This window comes from Alsobacter metallidurans, assembly GCF_014636935.1.
In the GTDB taxonomy this organism is placed as follows: domain Bacteria; phylum Pseudomonadota; class Alphaproteobacteria; order Rhizobiales; family Beijerinckiaceae; genus Alsobacter; species Alsobacter metallidurans.
In genome coordinates, this window is record NZ_BMES01000001.1 from 747,370 (window position 1) to 764,206 (window position 16,837).

Genomic DNA, 16,837 nt, shown 5'->3' on the forward strand with positions numbered 1-16,837 from the left:
TTTCGTTCGATTTGACCCCTGACGAGGGCGGAATACGCCCGAGAACCATTGAGCGAATTGACGAATCCGGTTCGGTCGCGCAGTGTTGCTGGCGAAAGCGGACCCGCCTGGGCCTCCTGCGTTGTGTTTGAAGAGGAGAAGGCCATGAAATCGAACCGTCGATTTCTTGTCTCGCCGGCGCTCGCGCGGCTCGCCCGCAAGGAGCGCGGCATCTCTGACCGCTCGGTCATTGGTTATTTTCCCGGCCAGTCCGACCGCCAGCAGGCGGTGGAGATCGGCCAGCAGAGCAGCACGCTGGTGCTGATCACGCGCGACGGCGAAGGTCCCTCGAACGAGGAGCGTTTTGACGTTCCCCGCCGCCATGCCGAAGCGCTGCTGGAATCCTGCGCGGCGCGCATCGGCTTCGAGCGCACCCGCATGGATGCGGGCGGCCGCATGGTGCAACTCACCCGCCTGCTCACGTCCCAGCCCGTTGAGCTGATCGACGTCGAGTTCGCGGAGGGCGAGGACGTGACGCGCTTCTGGCCGCCGGCCTGGTTCGGACCGGAAGTGACCGAGGACGAGACCTGGAGCGACCGCTCGCTGGCCATGGAGGGTCTGCCCAACAAGTCGACCCCGCAAGCCAACGAAACCGCGTTGAGCGCATTCCTGGACGATATCGAAGGCATCGGAGCCCTGCAGCGCTTTGCGACCCGCGACGGCGAACGCCGCCCGACCGCCCCAGAGCGCCCGGCCGCGCAGGACCGCGCGACGGCCGCTTCCGAGCGTTCCGGCGCGGAGCGGCCCGCCGCGGAACGGCCTGCGCCGGAGCGTCCCGCCTCGGAGCGCTCGGCGGCAGAGCGCCGTGAGGCGCGGTCGCCCAACGTAGTGGCGGCCCCCTTCGCGCCGCGCACGGCGGGTGCGGAGGCCTGAGGCCTCCGGACGCCCCCAACTATCGGGCGATGGCGGCGAGCGGGATTGTCGCCGTGAGGTGATAGCCGCCGTCTTTGAAGGCCGTCTCGTAGCTTCCGCCCATTTCGTTCTCGATGCAGAGCCGCACCAGCCGGCTGCCGAACCCTGTGCCGGCCTCCGCGCCGGGGTCGCGGGCGCCGGTCTCCCGCCAGTCGAGCTGGATGGCCTGGCCGGCGTCGATTTCGGACCAGCACACCGCCAAAGCCCCAGTGGGGCGCGACAGGCCGCCATACTTGGTAGCGTTCGTGGCGAGCTCGTGCAGCGTCAACGACAGCGACACCACCGAGCGCGGCCCCACGCGGACGGGTGGGCCGCTCAGCGCAGTGCGGGTGAAATCGGGCCCGTCATTCGCCAGGAGCGACGTGCGCAGCACCGCTTCCAGCGTCGAACCCCGCCACTCCGATTCGCTCAGCAGCTCGTGCGAACGCGCCAGCGCCATGATGCGGCCCGTGAGGGCGTCGCGGAACTGCTTTGGCGAGGACGTCGAGTTCAGCGTCTGGTGAACGAGGGACTGGACCACCGCGAGCGTGTTCTTCACACGGTGGTTCAATTCGGCGATCAGCAACGCCTGGTGTTCGGAGGCGCGCCGCTCTTCGGTGACGTCCAGCACCACCCGCACCGCATAAGCGAAAGCGCCATCCGAGCAGACGGCCGCGCTGAACACGCGTCCCCACCGCAGTTCGCCATCAAGGCGGCGGAACCGCTTCTCGACCACATAGGCCGGGCGGGCGCGGTCGCGTTGCTGGGCGAAGTTGAGGAGGTCGTCCCGCAGGTCGTCCTCATCGCTCAAGTCCTGGAAGCGCCGCCCGATCATGTCCTCGCGCTCTCGGCCGGTGATGCGGCACAGCGCGTCGTTCACCGCGATGAAGCGGCCGTCACGATCGATTTCGCCGATGCCGACGCTGGCGTTCTCGTAGGTGGCGCGTAGCCGTCGCTCGCCGTCCTCGGCCGAACGCAGGGCGAAGTCGCGCTGCGACGCGCGCGTCTTGAGCTCCTCTGCGGTGGTCATCAGGGCGGCCGAAATCTCCTGCACTTCGGCGATGGACGACGGGGCCGGCCAGGCCGGAGCCTCGGAGTTGAGCGTCGCAGCCGCGGACGCCACGGCCTGGATCGGACGCGAGAGCCGGCGCCCATACGCGAACGCAAAAGCGAGCGAGCCCGCCAGACCGAGCCCGGTGAGCGCCGCGACGCCGCCCAGCGCCTTGCGCAGGGGAGCCTCGAGCGACGCCCTGGTCACCGACACGGACACGCGCCAGGGCGCATTTGCGGTGCGCTCGGACAGCGTGAGCACGTCCGCGCCGTCCAGCGTCACTCCTCTCCACATGGTTTTGCCAGCCGCCGCGTTGGCCTGGAACGAAGCCGAGGCCGTCGACCCGACATAACGCTCTGGCTGGCGCGAGCGCGCCACGACCTTGTTCACGCCGTCCGTCACCGAAACGATCCAGTCGGGCGGCATGTCAGCGAGCCGCAAGGCCGCCGTGATGGCGTCCGGCGCGGCCGCAACGTTGATCGTGTAGTCCGAGCGACCGTTCACCGTGATGGGGATAACCACCATCACGAATTGTGTTTTGGTCACGGAGCCCTCGAACAGGTCCGATATGACCGGCTTGCCAGTCCCCATGGCCCGGTCCGCCGCGTCTTTGATGGCCGGGTTGTTGCCTACCGGGAGCGGCGCGCCCCAGGGCAATTCGGTGATGAACACCAGGCGGCCGTCCGCGTTACGCACGGCGATCACCGGAGACCGGCCAGGAAGGATTCGCTGCGCCTGTGCATGCAGAGTCGCGAAATCGCCGATCGCCACGGCGGGCGACGTCGCCAGGGCTTGCAGCGTGGCGACAAGAAACTCGAATTCGCGGTCGAGATTCCGCGCCAGCGACCGGGCGATCTGCTGCGCCTGTTCCTCGAGCCGGGCCCGCTCGGCGTTCGCCAGTCCGATGGACGCGATCAACCCCGCTAGCGCGATCGGGATCACGATCGCCAACCCGAATATCGCGAGATGAACCGCGATCGAGAAACGTCGTCGGAAAAAGGTTGGCGTCGTCATCGCACCCGGTCCTGGATCAGCTTCGCGTGCACGGGGAGGCCGACGCAATCGGGAGCATCATAGCTTGAGCAATTCTGCTGGCAAATTTGATGGACGCCGCTTCCGCGTCCAACCTGCGATGGGTGGAGATCGCTTCAGCGGCCGGATCCTCTCGCAATGGGGCGGGATCGTCGGATAAGCTCAGGGGCTTCCCATGTGGTCGCAAAGATAGTTTAATTATGAACCATCTGGCGCAAAAGCCGGAGTGAACATCTGAGGGAGGACGCTATGGTCGAAACCGCGCGGGCGATGGCGAGCGCCAAAATGCCGTGGCTCGACCATTACCCGCCCAATGTTCCGGCCACCATAGACGTGGGCGCTGTGGGCACGCTGGTCGACATGTTTCGCGACAGCGTGCGCGATTTTGCGGGCCGCCCAGCGATCGAGAGCTTCGGGGTCCGCCTCAGCTACGGCCAACTCGGCGGGTTGTCAGACGCTATCGCGTCCTGGCTGCAGTCCATCGGTGCGCGCAAGGGTGACCGCATCGCCATCATGATGCCGAACGTGGCGGCCTATCCGCCCACCCTGTTCGGGGTGCTGCTCGCCGGCTGCGCGGTGGTGAACGTCAACCCGCTCTATACCCCTCGCGAGCTGGCGCACCAGCTTAACGACTCGGGCGCGACTGTGTTGTTCGTGCTGGAAAATTTCGCCCACACGGTGGAGCAGGCGCTGCCGTCCACGAAGCTCCAGCGCGTCGTCGTGGTCCGGCCGGGCGATCTGCTCGGTCTCAAGGGCAAGATCGTCGACATCGTCTCGCGCTACGTGAAAAAGGCCGTCGCACCCTTCAAGCTGCCCACCATGACGACCTTCGCGGAGGTCGTGGCCACCGGCAAGGCGCGCGCGCTGCAACCCGTTGCGGTGGAGCCGGGCGACGTCGCCTTCCTGCAGTACACGGGCGGAACGACCGGCGTCTCCAAGGGCGCCACCCTGCTCCATCGGAACATCGCCGCCAACGTGGCGCAATGCGACGCCTGGATGCGGCCCTTCATGCGCGGCGACGACCAGATCATGGTGACGGCGCTGCCGCTCTATCACATCTTTGCGCTGACAGCCTGCTGCATGTTCATGTGCCGCATCGGCGCGTGCCAGCTCCTGATCACGAACCCGCGCGACATACCAGGATTGATCAAGACGCTGAAATCGCGGCCGTTCACCTGCATGGTGATGGTCAACACGCTCTACAACGCGCTGTTGAACCATCCCGACATCAAGACGGTCGACTTCTCCCACATGGCGTTTTCGGTGTCGGGCGGCATGGCTACCCAGCAGGCCGTCGCCAAGGCCTGGAAGGCTCTCACCGGCAAGCCGATCGTGGAAGGCTATGGCCTGTCCGAGACGTCGCCCGTGGTCTGCGCTAACCCGCTCGACCTGCAGGAGTTCTCGGGCACGATCGGTTACCCGGTTCCCTCCACCGAGGTGTCGATCCGCGGCCCCGACGGTCAGGAATGCGCAACCGGCATCCCGGGCGAGCTCTGCATCCGTGGGCCCCAGGTGATGGCTGGCTACTGGAACCGCCCCGACGAAACAGCCAAGGTAACCACGCCCGACGGCTTCTTCCGGTCCGGCGACATCGGCGTCCTGCAGGCCGACGGGCAGGTGCGGCTGGTGGACCGCATCAAGGACATGGTGCTCGTATCGGGGTTCAACGTGTACCCCAACGAGGTCGAAGACGTGTTGGCGTCGCACCCGGGCGTACTCGAATCCGCCGTGATCGGCGTCCCGGACGAGCACTCGGGCGAGGCCGTAGTCGCCTATGTGGTCAAGAAGGACCACGCTGTCACGGCCGAGGCGATCCGGGCCTACTGCAAGGAAAACCTCACGCCCTACAAGGTCCCGCGTCGCATCGAGTTCGTGGACGCACTGCCCAAGACCAATGTCGGCAAGGTCTTGCGACGCGCCCTGCGGGACAGCGTCGCCGACAAGGCCGCTGGCTGATCAGCGCACGAAAGGCGAGGACAGAACGACCCGGGCCGGCGCGGCCGCAACCACCGGCGTCGCGGCGACCGCCGTCGCGGCGCTTTTAGCGACGGCGCTGCTGCTGAACGCCGCCGGCGCAGCCGATGCGGCCAGCGCGACCGCGGCGCTGCGGGACGCGACCACCACAATGCTGTTCGGCTCGCGCGGGCTGGCATACTCGAACCCCGAGTTCTTGGCGATCTCACGCCGAAATGAGAAGCCGAGCAGCCGGTCGGCGTCGCGCCGCTCATTCTTGCGCGTCTCCGCCGAGCCCTGGATGTCGCGCAACTGCGACGTCATGACCGGCCCGTCGCGACGGACCGAACCGGTGAACAGGGCGGCGCTCTGCTCGTTCACGACGATGTCGCCGCTCTTCAGGGTTGGGTCAGCCAGGAGCCGCTTGGCCCATTCCGCATAGGAGCCGGGCTTCTGGCAGCCGCAGGCCGGAATGCTGGCCTTGCGATAGGCGAAGGCGCTGGGCAGGTCCTTGTAAAGCCGGCCAGTGGCCCCGACCGCGAGGCTCATGTCCTCGCCGCGGCTGCGATACACGTCCATCTGCGTTCCCGGGCATACGAACGAGCACATCTCGGCGTCGCTCTTTCCGTCCTGCGCCTTCGCGCCCAGCGGGAAATAGAAGCCGTCGCAGGCCCGGACGCAGAAGCCCGCTCCGCCAGAATGAACCGAAACGACGCGCGCTGCGCCCTCGCGGGTCGGAGCGTCGACCCGTGTCAACGGCCGCCTCTCTGACGTGCGCCGGGAAGACGGAACCTCCCAGGCCGGAATGGACACTGGTGGAAGCGGCGCGTACGCGCGGACCTGCGGGTGCGAAGGCGCCCTTCCGAACAACATCTCGAAAAGGCCGGCCGCTTGCGCGGGGCCGGCCAAAGCGCCGCTGAGCCACGTGGCGGCGGCAAGGACGAGAGACGGCACGAAACGACGACGAAGCACGCAAAAGCTCCCGCAAAACTGATTCCGGTGTGCCACACGGCCCACAGCCGTGCAGCCTTTACCAAATGTTAACCCTAACGGCTATGCCCGTGCGCATGCGCGCAAAAATTGCAAAGCGCATCGGGACACGCGAGGTCGCCACGAGGATCTCGGGATTTTGTTCAAAGGCGGGACGCAGCCGCCGAACCGAGGTCCCGGATCAGAACGAAGCCTTCCGGAATGGATCGCTTCGAAACGGCGGAAGGCAGCGCGGGGCTCGTTAACGCTGGCGGGAAGAAGTCTCGCGGCCGCAACAACCGGGAATTGTATCGCGCGCATTGTGCCGCGCGACCGACGAGAAGGGCGGAGAACCATGAGCGAGGCGATCAGGAACACCATCGTGGCCATCATCGTGGAGGCAGGCCGTCTCCCGGTCGCGGCTGAAACGCTGACGGACGACGCCGATCTCTATCAGGCCGGGCTCACGTCCTTCGCGTCCGTGCAGCTCATGCTCGCCATCGAGGACCGATTCGGCGTCGAGTTCCCGGACCGCTATCTCAACCGCCGCTCCTTCGCGAGCATCGCTTCCATTCGCGCGGTGGTGAGCGAACTCCTGACCGAAAGGGAGGCGGCCTGATGGGTTATCAGAGCCCCTCGGCTTTGCTTGAAGCCGCTCTCCCTGACGACGAGCAGCGCAGGCTTGGCCTGATGCTCCGCGCCCGCCGCGTGGCCGACATCGCGGCCCGGCACGCCGACGCGGTGGATCGCGCCGCCCGCTTTCCCGCGGAGGCCGTCGCCGCCATGCGCTCCGAAGGCCTTCTCGGGCTCATGATCCCGGTGGAATTCGGCGGCGACGGCGCGACGCTCGGCGAAACAGCGGCGGTCTGCGGCGTGGTCGCCCAGGGCTGCTCGTCCGCCGCCATGATCTTCGCCATGCACCAGATCAAGGCTTCGAGCCTGATCACGCATGGCATGGACAGCCCCTGGCACCGCTCCTTCATGCGGCGCGTCGCGACCGAGCAGCTGCTGATCGCCTCGGCGACCACGGAGGCCGGCATCGGCGGCGACCTGCGCAACTCCATCTGCGCCATCGCGCAGGATGGCGGGCTGTTTCGCCTCGGCAAGGACGCGAGCGTGATCAGCTACGGCCCGCAAGCCGACGCCATCATGGTGACGGCCCGCCGTAACCCGGATGCGCCTTCGTCCGACCAGATGATGGCCGTGTTCGCGAAGGACCAGTACACGCTGGAGCAGACCGGCGGCTGGGACACGCTCGGCATGCGTGGCACCTGCTCGGCCGGCTTCCGCTTCGAGGGCGCGGCGCCGGTGGAGCAGATCCTGCCCAAGCCTTTTGCAGAAATCGCGGCGCAATCCATGCTGGTCCACTCGCACCTGCTCTGGGGCGCGGTGTGGCAGGGCATCGCGGGCGCCGCGCTCTCGCGCGCCCAGGCCTTTGTGCGCGCTGACGCCCGCCGTCGGCCGGACGTGACGCCTCCCGGCGCGCTCCATCTCGCGGAGGCGGTCGGCAAGCTTCAGTCGCTCCAGTCCACTCTGGCGAGCGCCCTGCGCCGCTATGAGCGCGCCCGGCGCGACCAGGATGAGCTCTCCTCCATGGGCTTCGCGGTGGCGATCAACACCGTGAAGCTGGTCGCCTCCCGCACCGCCGTGGAGGTCTGCCAGGCCGCCATGCAGATCGCCGGCATCCAGGGCTACCGCAACGATGGGCCCTACAGCGTCGGCCGCTTCCTCCGCGACGCCATGTCGGCGCCGCTCATGATCAGCAACGACCGCATCGCCGGGAACACAGCCACGATGCTGCTGGTGTCCCGCCTCGAAACCGATTTGGCAGGGTGAACCCGATGGACGCACAAGTCGCATTGATCGATCAGCTCTTCGACGCCGGCCTCCTGATCGAGACGGGCGTGGACGGATTGTATGGCCGCAGTGGCCAGTTCGAGGACGTGATCTCCCGCTTCGACGCGCTGATCACCTCCTTCGGCCGCGAGGACAAGGCGGAGGTCATCCGCTTTCCGCCCGGCATGAACCGCGCCCATTTCGAGAAGAGCGGCTACCTGAAGAGCTTTCCCCAGCTCGCCGGCACCGTGCATTGCTTCTGCGGCGACGACGGCGCGCATGCCGACCTGCTCCAGTGCCTGGGCGAGGGCAAGGATTGGTCCGCCAAGCAGGAGATGTCCGATGTCGTCCTGACGCCGGCGGCCTGCTACCCGCTCTATCCGATGGCGGCCAAGCGCGGCGCGCTGCCCGAACATGGTCGCCTGTTCGACCTCATGTCCTATTGCTTCCGGCACGAGCCCTCGCGCGATCCCGCCCGCATGCAGATGTTCCGCATGCGCGAATATGTTCGCATGGGCACGCAGGCCGAGGTTCTGGCCTTCCGCGAGACCTGGCTGCAGCGCGGCCGGGAGCTGATCTCGATGCTCGAACTGCCTTTCGAGGTGGACGTCGCCAACGACCCGTTCTTCGGCCGCGCCGGACGCATGATGAAGAACAGCCAGCGCGACCAGGGACTGAAGTTCGAGCTGCTGGTGCCGGTGAACAGCACCGTGTCGCCGACCGCATGCCTGAGCTTCAACTACCATCAGGACCACTTCGGCCAGACGTGGGGTCTCAAGACCGCCGCCGGCGAGGTCGCGCACACGGCGTGCGTGGGCTTCGGCATGGAGCGGGTCGCGCTGGCGCTGTTCCGCCACCACGGCGTCGACGTCCAGGCCTGGCCGCGCTCGCTGCGCCGCGTGCTGTGGGGCTGATCATGTCGGCGGTGGACTTCGCCCCCCGGCCTGCCTCGGCCCGTCCCCTGCGCGCCGCCGGCCCGGTTGTGGCCGGGGCGGGCGCGACCCGGCAGGCGCTGCACGATCCGCAGCGCAGCTGGCCCGAGACCAACTGCTCGGTGGATCTCTGGATCGAGCTCCTGGGCGCCCTGGGCCTGGAGCCCGCCGCCGCCATGGCGTTCACGGTGACGCAGGACTTCGAGGGCGACCAGTTCACCTTTTTCAAGATCCCGACCGACGACCTCGAGCGTCTCTACGGCGTGACCCTGCAGGAGCTGTCGATCTTCGACCGGCTGGAGGACCACGTCGCCGAGCAGCTCCGGCGTGGCCGGATCGTGCTGGTGGAGGTCGACGGATTCTGGTTGCCCGACACGCAGGGCGTCTCCTACCGGGGCGAGCACACCAAGACGACGGTCGGGATCAACCAGATCGACGAGGCGAACCGGACGCTCGGCTATTTCCACAACGCCGGCGCGTTCACGCTCTCGGGCGAGGATTTCGACGGCGTGTTTGGCCGGCTGCCGGGCCAGCGTTCGGACTCGACGCTGTTTCCCTATGCCGAATTCGTGAAGCTGGACCGCGCCCCGCTCGGGCCGGAGCGGCTGCGGGCGGCCGCCAAGGACTTGCTCTACCGCCACCTCGAACGAGCGCCGGCCCGCAACCCGATCGAGGCCTGGCGCGAACGCATCACCGCGCAGATGCAGGCCGTCGCCGACCGCGAGCCCGCCTTCTTCCACAAGGTCGCGTTCAACACCGCCCGCCAGCTCGGCGCCAATTTCGAGTTGCTGGCGAGCTTCCTGGATTGGCTCGCGCCGGGCGAGGCCGCCTATGCGGCCGAGCGCGACGCGGCCGCCCGCATCGCCACAGGGGCCAAGAGCCTGCAGTTCAACATGGCCCGCGCGGTGGCGCGCCGCCGCTTCGACACCCTGCCGCCGCTCCTCGATCCGCTCGCGGCGGACTGGACCGCCTGCGTGCCGGCGCTCGCCGCCAAGCTGGGCGTCTGATCGCCATGGCGCGCTGGTCGTCCTCCGCCGAGATCGTCGAGCCCATCGCCGGCTGGGCGATGGCCATCACGCCGGCCGGCTCGGCGGCTACGCCCGGTGAACTGGCCGATAATCTCGAATGGTTCGCGGCCGCCGTTCCAGGCACGGCCGTCGGCGCGCTTGCGGCTGACGGCCGCTGGAGCTTCGACAAGCCGGTCCCGCTCCACGACAATGACGTCTGGTGCCGGGCCTCGATCCAGGGCCAGGGCTGTGAAATCCTCCGCTTCGACGGCTTGGCGACGCTCGCCGAGGTCTGGCTGGACAACGAGCGCATCCTGGTCTCGGACAACATGTTCCTCGCCCACGCGGTCGAGGCGACTCTGTCGGGCGCCCACACGCTCACGATCGCGTTCAGGGCCAACGCGGCAAGGGCCTCCGCCTCCCGCCCGCGTCCGCGCTGGCGCTCGGCCATGATCGCGGGCGACGGTCTGCGCCATCTGCGCACCACGCTGCTGGGCCACATGCCCGGCTGGTGTCCGCCAGTCGACGTGGTCGGGCCCTGGCGTCCCATCAGCCGCATCCGGCGCACCTGCGACCTGCACATTCGGTTGGTCGACCTGCGCGCCGAGCCGATCGGGGAGGGAGGCGTGGTCCGGATCTCGCTGGATCTCGCGGGTGACCTGCAGGGCTCGCCGGCCGTTCTGGTCTGCGCCGGCGCGGAATCGCCTCTGCGCCGGGCCTCATCCGGGCGGCTGGAAGGCGAACTTCACCTTGCCAACGTCGATCCCTGGATGCCCAACGGCTACGGAGCCCAGCCGCTCTATTCCGTGCGGGCGCGCATCGGCGAAACGGTTCTCGATCTCGGCCGCGTTGGTTTCCGCGCTATCGCGGTGGACAGCGGCCCCGACCGCAAGGGCTTCGGCCTGGTCGTGAATGGCCGCCCGGTGTTCTGCCGCGGCGCGTGCTGGACGCCACTGGACGTCCTGATGCTGAACGCCTCGCCCGAGGCGCTGCGTGACGCGCTCACGCAGCTGCGCGACGCCGGCTTCACCATGCTGCGGATCAGCGGCGTGACGGTCTACGAGACGGACGCGTTCTACGCCTTCTGCGACGAACTCGGCCTGCTGGTGTGGCAAGACTTCATGTTCGCAAACCTCGATTATCCCGTCGCGGACGCCGCCTTCGCGGCCGGCGTCGCCGAGGAAGCGCGCCAGTTCCTCCTGCGCACGCAGGCGTCGCCCTGCCTGGCCGTGCTGTGCGGCGGCAGCGAGATCGCCCAGCAGGCCGCCATGCTGGGCTACCCGCCCGAAGCCTGGTCCGGCCCGCTCACGGGCGAGATCCTGCCCGCCGCCGTCGCGGCGCTTCGGCCGGATGTGCCTTATGTCGAAGGATCGCCCTGGGGCGGCGACCTGCCCTTCGCGGCGAATGAGGGCGTCACCCACTACTACGGCGTCGGCGCCTACCGCCGCCCGCTGGAGGACGCCCGGCGCGCCCATGTGCGCTTCGCCTCCGAGTGCCTGGCCTTCGCCAACGTGCCCGAACCCGTGACGCTCGATCGGCATCTGCCCGTGCCGGCCGTCCACGATCCGCGCTGGAAGGCGCGGACCCCGCGCGACGTCGGCGCCGCGTGGGACTTCGAGGACGTTCGCGACCACTATCTCGGCCTGCTCTTTGGCGTCGATCCGGCGCGCCTGCGCACCGAAGACCCGGAGCGCTTCCTCGCTCTCTCCCGCGCGACCACCGCCGAGGTCATGGAGGCGACCTTCGCCGAGTGGCGCCGGCCCGGCTCGCCCACCCGGGGCGGCCTGGTCTGGTTCCTGCGGGACCTGTGGCCCGGCGCCGGCTGGGGCGTCATCGACGCGACCGGCGAGCCGAAATCCGCCTTCTGGGCCTTGAAGCGGGCGTTCCGCCCCGTGCAACTCACGATGACGGACGAAGGCGTCAACGGGCTGACGCTGCACCTCGCCAACGACACGCCGCGCCCGGTGGAGGCGGTCCTCAGCTTCTCCTGCCTCCGCGAGGGGGCGACGCCGGTGGCGCGCGGCGAACGCCTGGTGTTGTTGCCGCCCGGCTCTGGCCAGACGCTCGGCTCGGCCGCCTTGCTCGGCTCGTTTTTCGACGTCACCTACGCATACCGCTTCGGGCCGCCGGCCCACGATGTCTGCGTGGCGACCCTAGCGGATGCGGCGACCGGGCGGGTGCTGGCCGACGCCTTCCACTTCCCGCAAGGGCGTGGCGCGACCCGCGTTCCCGTTGCGCTTTCGGTGCAGGTCGACCGCGACCGCGAGGGCTGGTCGCTGCTGGTCGCCGCGGACCGCTTCGCCCAGTCGGTGCACGTGATCGATGAGGCTTTCTGTCCCGACGAGAACTGGTTCCACCTCCCACCGGGGCGCGACAAGCGCATCCGCCTCACGCCGCGCAGCGCCGGGGACGCGACGCCTGCCGGCCGTGTGGCGGCCGTGAACGCCGTGGCTTCCTTCCCCTACCGGACCGCCTAGATGCTTCCGCTCGCTTTCGGCTCCTGCGCGGGCTGGCTTCATCGGCCCGCCTCCGCGCCATCCTCGCGCGGCGTCGTGCTCTGCGCCGCTCACGGCTTCGAGGAATTCGGCGCCCGCCATGCCTGGCGCCTCCTGGCCGACGAGATCGCGGCGGCCGGCCTTCCCACACTCCGCTTCGATTATCCCGGCGTCGCCGATTCGCTGGGCCGGGACTCCGATCCGGATCGCGTGGCGGCATGGCTCAAGTCCATCGGCGACGCCGTCGCGACGCTGCGGCGCGAGGCCGGCGTGCGGGAGGTCTATCTGGTCGGCCTGCGGCTCGGCGCGCTGCTGGCCGCCCATGCGGCGGCGCGGAAGGATATATCCGGCCTCGCCCTGCTGGCTCCGCCTCTTTCGGGACGCGCCTATGGGCGCGAGATAACGGCGTTGTCGTCGCTGCTGGCCCCGCCCGGCGTCAGCTCCGTCGTCGAGGACGAAGCGGTGGATGGCGTCGAGACCGCTGGTTTCCTGCTCTCCAGCGGGACGATCGACGCCTTGAAAGCCTTGGATTGGCGCAGCGCGCCAGCCTCGCCGGGCAGCCGGGTGCTGATCGCAGCCGAAAACGGAGCGCCGTCCGTCGCCGCTGCGCTCGGGTCCGGCGGCGCCGTCATCGAGGCGCTCGCCTTCGAAGGGCAGACGGCGCTACTGCGGGATCCCACCACCTCGTTGGTTCCAAGCCGGGACTGGCGCGCCTTGACGGCCTGGCTCGCCGATGGCGCTGGGCCCGCGACTCCGCGCCTGCCGCGCATCGCCCCGCCGGCGCTGCTGGCGGGCGATGGCTTCACGGAGGAACTCGTCGCCTTTGGACCAGGGCGATGCCTTCCGGGCGTGCTGACCCAGCCGCGCGGGCCTGCGCTGGGCCGTCCCGTTCTGCTCGTCCTCAATGCGGGCGGCAACCCCCACACCGGTTGGGCGCGCCAGACGGTCGACCTCTGCCGCAAGGTCGCGCTCGGCGGCGTCGCGGCGCTTCGGATGGATCTGCTCGGCCTCGGCGATGCGCCCAGGCCGACGGATGGTCGCGACCGCATCCATTACGCCGATCAGTCGCACGAGGACGTGGTCGCGGCGCTGGATTGGCTCGAGGCGCGCGGCTTTGGCCCGGTCACGCTAGCCGGACAGTGCAGCGGCGCCTACCGGGCGTTCCATACCGCCGTCGCTGACCCGCGGGTGGCCGGGCTTGTGATGCTCAACAACCAGATCTTCAGCTGGCGCGAAGGCCAGTCGCTCGACGCCGCCATGCGCGACAGCTATCGGGCGACGGGCTTTTACCTCGCCAGGATCGCCAACCGCGAAGTCTGGCGCCGCATCGTCGCCGGAGACGTCAAGGTGGCCGGCATCGCGGGCGAACTCGCCCGCCGGGGCTGGCGCGCCGCTCGCGCCCGACTGGCGCGAAGCCGCAGGGCCGCCGGCCCGAACCCCGTGCGAGGGGCCTTCGAGGCGTTGTCGGAACGCGGCTGCCGCGTGCTGCTCGTGTATAGCGAGGACGATGGCGGCCGCGACGAACTCGCCCGCCACATCGGCCCGGGCGGCCGCGAAGCCGAAGCCCTGCCGGGCTTGAGCCTCCGCATCATCCCGGGCGCCGACCACAACCTCACGCCGCGCCACGCCCGCGAGACTTATGCGCGCTGCGTCGAGGAGTTTCTGGCCGGGGTGGAAAAGGCTGGGGCGGAGCGCTCGGTGGCGGCTTAAGCTTTTCCGGAAAGGCCGTAAGCCCGCAGCGTCGGCAACGTTACAGCCACCTACAATCCCCGCATCCTGAGGAGCATCGGGGGCTTTGCAGCCAAGCGACCAAGCAAGAGCTGGTTACAAGTTCCTGCTCCGCCTCTAAGCCGGCGTCTCCTCCGCTTCCCCCTCGCGCTGGAGCAATTTCTCCAAGATCTCGATCCTGTCCGCCTCGGCCGGCGGCTTGTCCCAGCGAATGCGGGACACGCGCGGAAAGCGCATCGCCACGCCGGACTTGTGCCGGGTCGAGCGGTTGAGGCCCTCGAACGCGATCTCGAGCACAAGTCCCTTGTCGGGCTCGTGCGTGACTTCGCGCACCGGCCCGAAGCGGTTCACCGTGTTGCGGCGAACAAAGCGGTCCAGCTCGGCGAGCTCCGCGTCCGTGAAGCCGAAATAGGCCTTGCCGACCGGCACCAGCTCGTCGCCGCCGGCGCCCTCGCGCCACACCCCGAACGTATAGTCGGAGTAGAAGGACGAGCGCTTGCCGTGGCCGCGCTGGGCGTACATCAGCACCGCGTCGACCACGTGCGGATCGTGCTTCCACTTGTACCAGAGCCCCTTGGGCCGCCCCGGCACATAAGGACTGTCCGCGCGCTTGATCATGCAGCCCTCGACCGCAGCGGCGTCAACGCCCGCGCCGGCCTCGGCCGGGTTGGCGCGCGCGGCCGCCAAGTCCTCCCAGGTTTCAAACGAAATCAGCCGCGAGATGTCGAAGCGGGGGTTTTCCAGACTCCCCAGCATGGTCTCCAGGCGCTCTCGACGCTCGCAGAACGGCAGGGGGCGCAGGTCTTCGCCGCCCCAGTGCAGGAGATCATAGGCCCGCACATGGGCCGGGAACTCCACCAGCATCTTGGGCGAGACGCTTTGCCGGTTCAGCCGCTGCTGCAGCACGTTGAAGGTCTGGACGCGTCCCTCGCGCAGCACCAGCAACTCGCCGTCGATGGCGCCGTCGAAGTCGATCGCCTCGACGAGGTCGGGGAAGCTCTTCGAGATATCCTCCCCCGTTCGCGAGAACAGCCGCTGCACGCGTCGGCCATCCGGCCGCGTCCCGCCGACCGCCTGCACGCGGATGCCGTCCCACTTCCACTCCGCCGTCATCACGCGGGCGTCGAGGCCGTCAAAATCTTTGTCGTCGATGGGGTGCGCCAGCATCGGCGGCCGGAATGGGGCGGGGTCGGTCGCCTCCGGCCGGGGGCTGCGGCCTTCCACCCAGGCGAACAGGCTCTCGTAAGGCGGCTCCAGCCCGTGCCAGACTTCCTCGATGTCGTTCGGCTCCAGATCCCCCAGCGCCGCCACCGAGCTCTTGGCGAGGCGCGCCGACACGCCGATGCGCAGGCTGCCGGTGATGAGCTTCAGCAAGGCCCAGCGACCGGTCTCGTCTAGCCCGTCGAGCCAGCGCGACAGGAGGCCTGGCAGATCCGACCTGTGGCTCGCCTGCAGGCTCTCGATCACCTCGGCGAGGCTCGGCGGCGGCCGGTTGTGCCCGATGGCGGGCTGCCCCGGCTCATGCACCTCGCGTGGGCTCGGCCAGAGCAGCGCGACCGTCTCGGACAGGTCGCCCACATAGTCGTAGCTCATGCCAAACAGCACCGGATCGGTGCGCTCGGCGATCAGCGCCCGGATCAAGCCCGGCTTGGCGTTGGCGAAGGAGAGCCCGCCCGCCAGCGCGGCAAGCGCGAAGCCGCGCTCGGGGTCCGGCGTGGTGCGGAAATACTCCGTCATCAGCCGCAACTTGTTGTTGCGGCCGGGCTCGTAGCCGAGGCGGTCCAGCAATTCGGCGAAGCGGTTCACGACGCCGCCTCCGCAACCGGGGGCGCGTCGGCGGGGCCGGCCGTATCGGGCTCGACCTCGCCCTCGTCGCCATAGCCGAGCATGTGCAGCGGCTTTGCCCGGATGCCTCGCGACGTGCACCAGTGCACCAGCGCGTCCTCCTGGCCGTGCGTGACCCAGACCTCGCCGGCTCCGGTGTCCAGGATCGTGCGGCACAGGTCGTCCCAGTCCGAGTGGTCCGAAACCACGAGCGGCAGCTCCACGCCTTTTTGCCGGGCGCGGGCGCGCACCCGCATCCAGCCGGACGCGAAGGCGGTCACCGGATCCGGAAACTTGCGCGCCCACAGGTCCTGGGTGGCGCTGGGCGGGCAGATCACGATGGCGCCGCCGAGCTTCGGCCGCTCCGCCGCCTGAACTTTCCGGATCTCGCCCAGCGGCACGCCGCTCTGCTGGTAGAATTCGGTGAGCCGCTCCATCGCGCCGTGAACGTAGATGGGCTGGTCGTAGCCAGCCTCCCGGATCAACGCCATCAGGCGCTGCGCCTTGCCGAGCGCATAGGCGCCGACGATGTGGGCGCGCTCGGGGAAGAGCTGGACCGAAGCAAGCAGCTTGGCGACTTCGTCGCGCGTGTCGGGATGGCGGAACACCGGCAGCCCGAAGGTGGCCTCGGTGATGAACACATCGCAGGGAACGACCTCGAAGGGCGCGCATGTGGGGTCGCGGGCGCGCTTGTAGTCGCCCGACGCGACAATGCGCAGCCCCTCGCATTCCAGCGCGATCTGGGCCGAGCCGAGCACGTGGCCGGCCGGGTGATAGCTCACCTTCACGCCATTCAGGTCCACGGTCTCGCCGAGCCGGACCGCCTGCGTGTAGCCCGCGAAGTCGACCCCGTAGCGCACCGCCATGATGGCCAGCGTCTCGGGCGTCGCCAGCACGGCCTCGTGCCCGGCGCGCGCGTGGTCCGAATGCCCGTGCGTGATCAGCGCCCGCCGCACCGGACGGACCGGATCGATATGGGCGTCCGCCTGCGGGCAGTAGAGGCCGGACGGGGTGAGGGTGAGCAACTCGGAGGGGCGCATGCCCGACTATGTAGGGCTGCGTCCCCGCGACGGCGAGCGT

Annotated in this window: 12 protein-coding genes; 8 read left to right on the plus strand and 4 right to left on the minus strand. The window is 69.0% G+C overall.

Annotated elements, in window-relative coordinates; all coding sequences use genetic code 11:
• Nucleotides 1-144: 144 nt before the first annotated feature.
• Nucleotides 145-912 (plus strand): CYTH domain-containing protein, encoded by a 768-nt coding sequence (locus IEV99_RS03260; protein ID WP_188516283.1) that lies wholly within the window; start codon nucleotides 145-147, stop codon nucleotides 910-912.
• Nucleotides 913-931: 19 nt separating this feature from the next.
• Here the strand turns inward: IEV99_RS03260 and IEV99_RS03265 are convergent, their stop codons facing one another.
• On the minus strand, nucleotides 932-2,995 hold the full coding sequence (locus IEV99_RS03265; RefSeq protein ID WP_188516284.1) for an HWE histidine kinase domain-containing protein: 2,064 nt from the start codon (nucleotides 2,993-2,995) through the stop codon (nucleotides 932-934).
• Between the two features lie 267 nt (nucleotides 2,996-3,262).
• Here IEV99_RS03265 and IEV99_RS03270 point away from each other — a divergent pair, with 267 nt between their 5' ends.
• Nucleotides 3,263-4,969 carry an AMP-binding protein gene (locus IEV99_RS03270; RefSeq protein ID WP_371875762.1) on the plus strand — a complete coding sequence of 569 codons (1,707 nt, stop codon included), beginning with the start codon at nucleotides 3,263-3,265 and terminating at the stop codon, nucleotides 4,967-4,969.
• Here the strand turns inward: IEV99_RS03270 and IEV99_RS03275 are convergent, their stop codons facing one another.
• Nucleotides 4,970-5,722 carry a DUF2865 domain-containing protein gene (locus IEV99_RS03275; RefSeq protein WP_188516285.1) on the minus strand — a complete coding sequence of 251 codons (753 nt, stop codon included), beginning with the start codon at nucleotides 5,720-5,722 and terminating at the stop codon, nucleotides 4,970-4,972.
• A 580-nt stretch (nucleotides 5,723-6,302) separates the two neighbouring features.
• On the opposite strand from IEV99_RS03275, the gene IEV99_RS03280 reads away from it, so the two are divergent.
• The 6 genes from IEV99_RS03280 to IEV99_RS03305 all read left to right on the plus strand — a co-directional run bounded on the left by IEV99_RS03280 (nucleotide 6,303) and on the right by IEV99_RS03305 (nucleotide 13,915).
• Nucleotides 6,303-6,554 carry an acyl carrier protein gene (locus IEV99_RS03280; RefSeq protein WP_188517626.1) on the plus strand — a complete coding sequence of 84 codons (252 nt, stop codon included), beginning with the start codon at nucleotides 6,303-6,305 and terminating at the stop codon, nucleotides 6,552-6,554.
• Nucleotides 6,555-6,625: 71 nt separating this feature from the next.
• A complete protein-coding gene (locus IEV99_RS03285) occupies nucleotides 6,626-7,771 on the plus strand; it encodes an acyl-CoA dehydrogenase family protein (RefSeq protein WP_244643764.1) in 1,146 nt (381 codons plus the stop codon).
• 5 nt (nucleotides 7,772-7,776) lie between these two features.
• Nucleotides 7,777-8,685: an amino acid--[acyl-carrier-protein] ligase gene (locus IEV99_RS03290; RefSeq protein ID WP_188516287.1), complete on the plus strand. Its 909-nt coding sequence runs from the start codon at nucleotides 7,777-7,779 to the stop codon at nucleotides 8,683-8,685.
• A gap of 47 nt (nucleotides 8,686-8,732) precedes the next feature.
• The gene (locus IEV99_RS03295; RefSeq protein ID WP_371875776.1) at nucleotides 8,733-9,710 is read left to right on the plus strand and encodes a DUF1839 family protein; all 978 of its coding nucleotides are present in this window, start codon (nucleotides 8,733-8,735) and stop codon (nucleotides 9,708-9,710) included.
• 5 nt (nucleotides 9,711-9,715) lie between these two features.
• A complete protein-coding gene (locus IEV99_RS03300) occupies nucleotides 9,716-12,187 on the plus strand; it encodes a glycosyl hydrolase 2 galactose-binding domain-containing protein (RefSeq protein ID WP_188516289.1) in 2,472 nt (823 codons plus the stop codon).
• Nucleotides 12,188-13,915: an alpha/beta hydrolase gene (locus IEV99_RS03305; RefSeq protein WP_188516290.1), complete on the plus strand. Its 1,728-nt coding sequence runs from the start codon at nucleotides 12,188-12,190 to the stop codon at nucleotides 13,913-13,915. It abuts the gene before it with no gap.
• A gap of 135 nt (nucleotides 13,916-14,050) precedes the next feature.
• Here IEV99_RS03305 and IEV99_RS03310 read toward each other — a convergent pair whose 3' ends face one another.
• Together IEV99_RS03310 and IEV99_RS03315 are read right to left on the minus strand one after the other, a co-directional pair.
• Complete coding sequence (locus IEV99_RS03310; RefSeq protein ID WP_188516291.1) at nucleotides 14,051-15,739, minus strand: cisplatin damage response ATP-dependent DNA ligase; 1,689 nt, start codon at nucleotides 15,737-15,739, stop codon at nucleotides 14,051-14,053.
• Entirely contained in the window at nucleotides 15,736-16,797 is a 1,062-nt protein-coding gene (locus IEV99_RS03315) for a ligase-associated DNA damage response exonuclease (protein WP_188516292.1), read from the minus strand. Before IEV99_RS03315 ends, IEV99_RS03310 begins: the two co-directional genes overlap by 4 nt.
• Nucleotides 16,798-16,837 lie beyond the last annotated feature (40 nt).

Excerpts from the sequence above, each read along its gene's own strand:
- IEV99_RS03290 (WP_188516287.1), top strand. The coding sequence starts at position 7,777 with ATGGACGCACAAGTCGCATTGATCGATCAGCTCTTCGACGCCGGCCTC.
- IEV99_RS03285 (WP_244643764.1), top strand. The coding sequence starts at position 6,626 with ATGCTCCGCGCCCGCCGCGTGGCCGACATCGCGGCCCGGCACGCCGAC.
- IEV99_RS03315 (WP_188516292.1), bottom strand. The coding sequence starts at position 16,797 with ATGCGCCCCTCCGAGTTGCTCACCCTCACCCCGTCCGGCCTCTACTGC.
- IEV99_RS03270 (WP_371875762.1), top strand. The coding sequence starts at position 3,263 with ATGGTCGAAACCGCGCGGGCGATGGCGAGCGCCAAAATGCCGTGGCTC.
- IEV99_RS03305 (WP_188516290.1), top strand. The coding sequence starts at position 12,188 with ATGCTTCCGCTCGCTTTCGGCTCCTGCGCGGGCTGGCTTCATCGGCCC.
- IEV99_RS03300 (WP_188516289.1), top strand. The coding sequence starts at position 9,716 with ATGGCGCGCTGGTCGTCCTCCGCCGAGATCGTCGAGCCCATCGCCGGC.
- IEV99_RS03265 (WP_188516284.1), bottom strand. The coding sequence starts at position 2,995 with ATGACGACGCCAACCTTTTTCCGACGACGTTTCTCGATCGCGGTTCAT.
- IEV99_RS03260 (WP_188516283.1), top strand. The coding sequence starts at position 145 with ATGAAATCGAACCGTCGATTTCTTGTCTCGCCGGCGCTCGCGCGGCTC.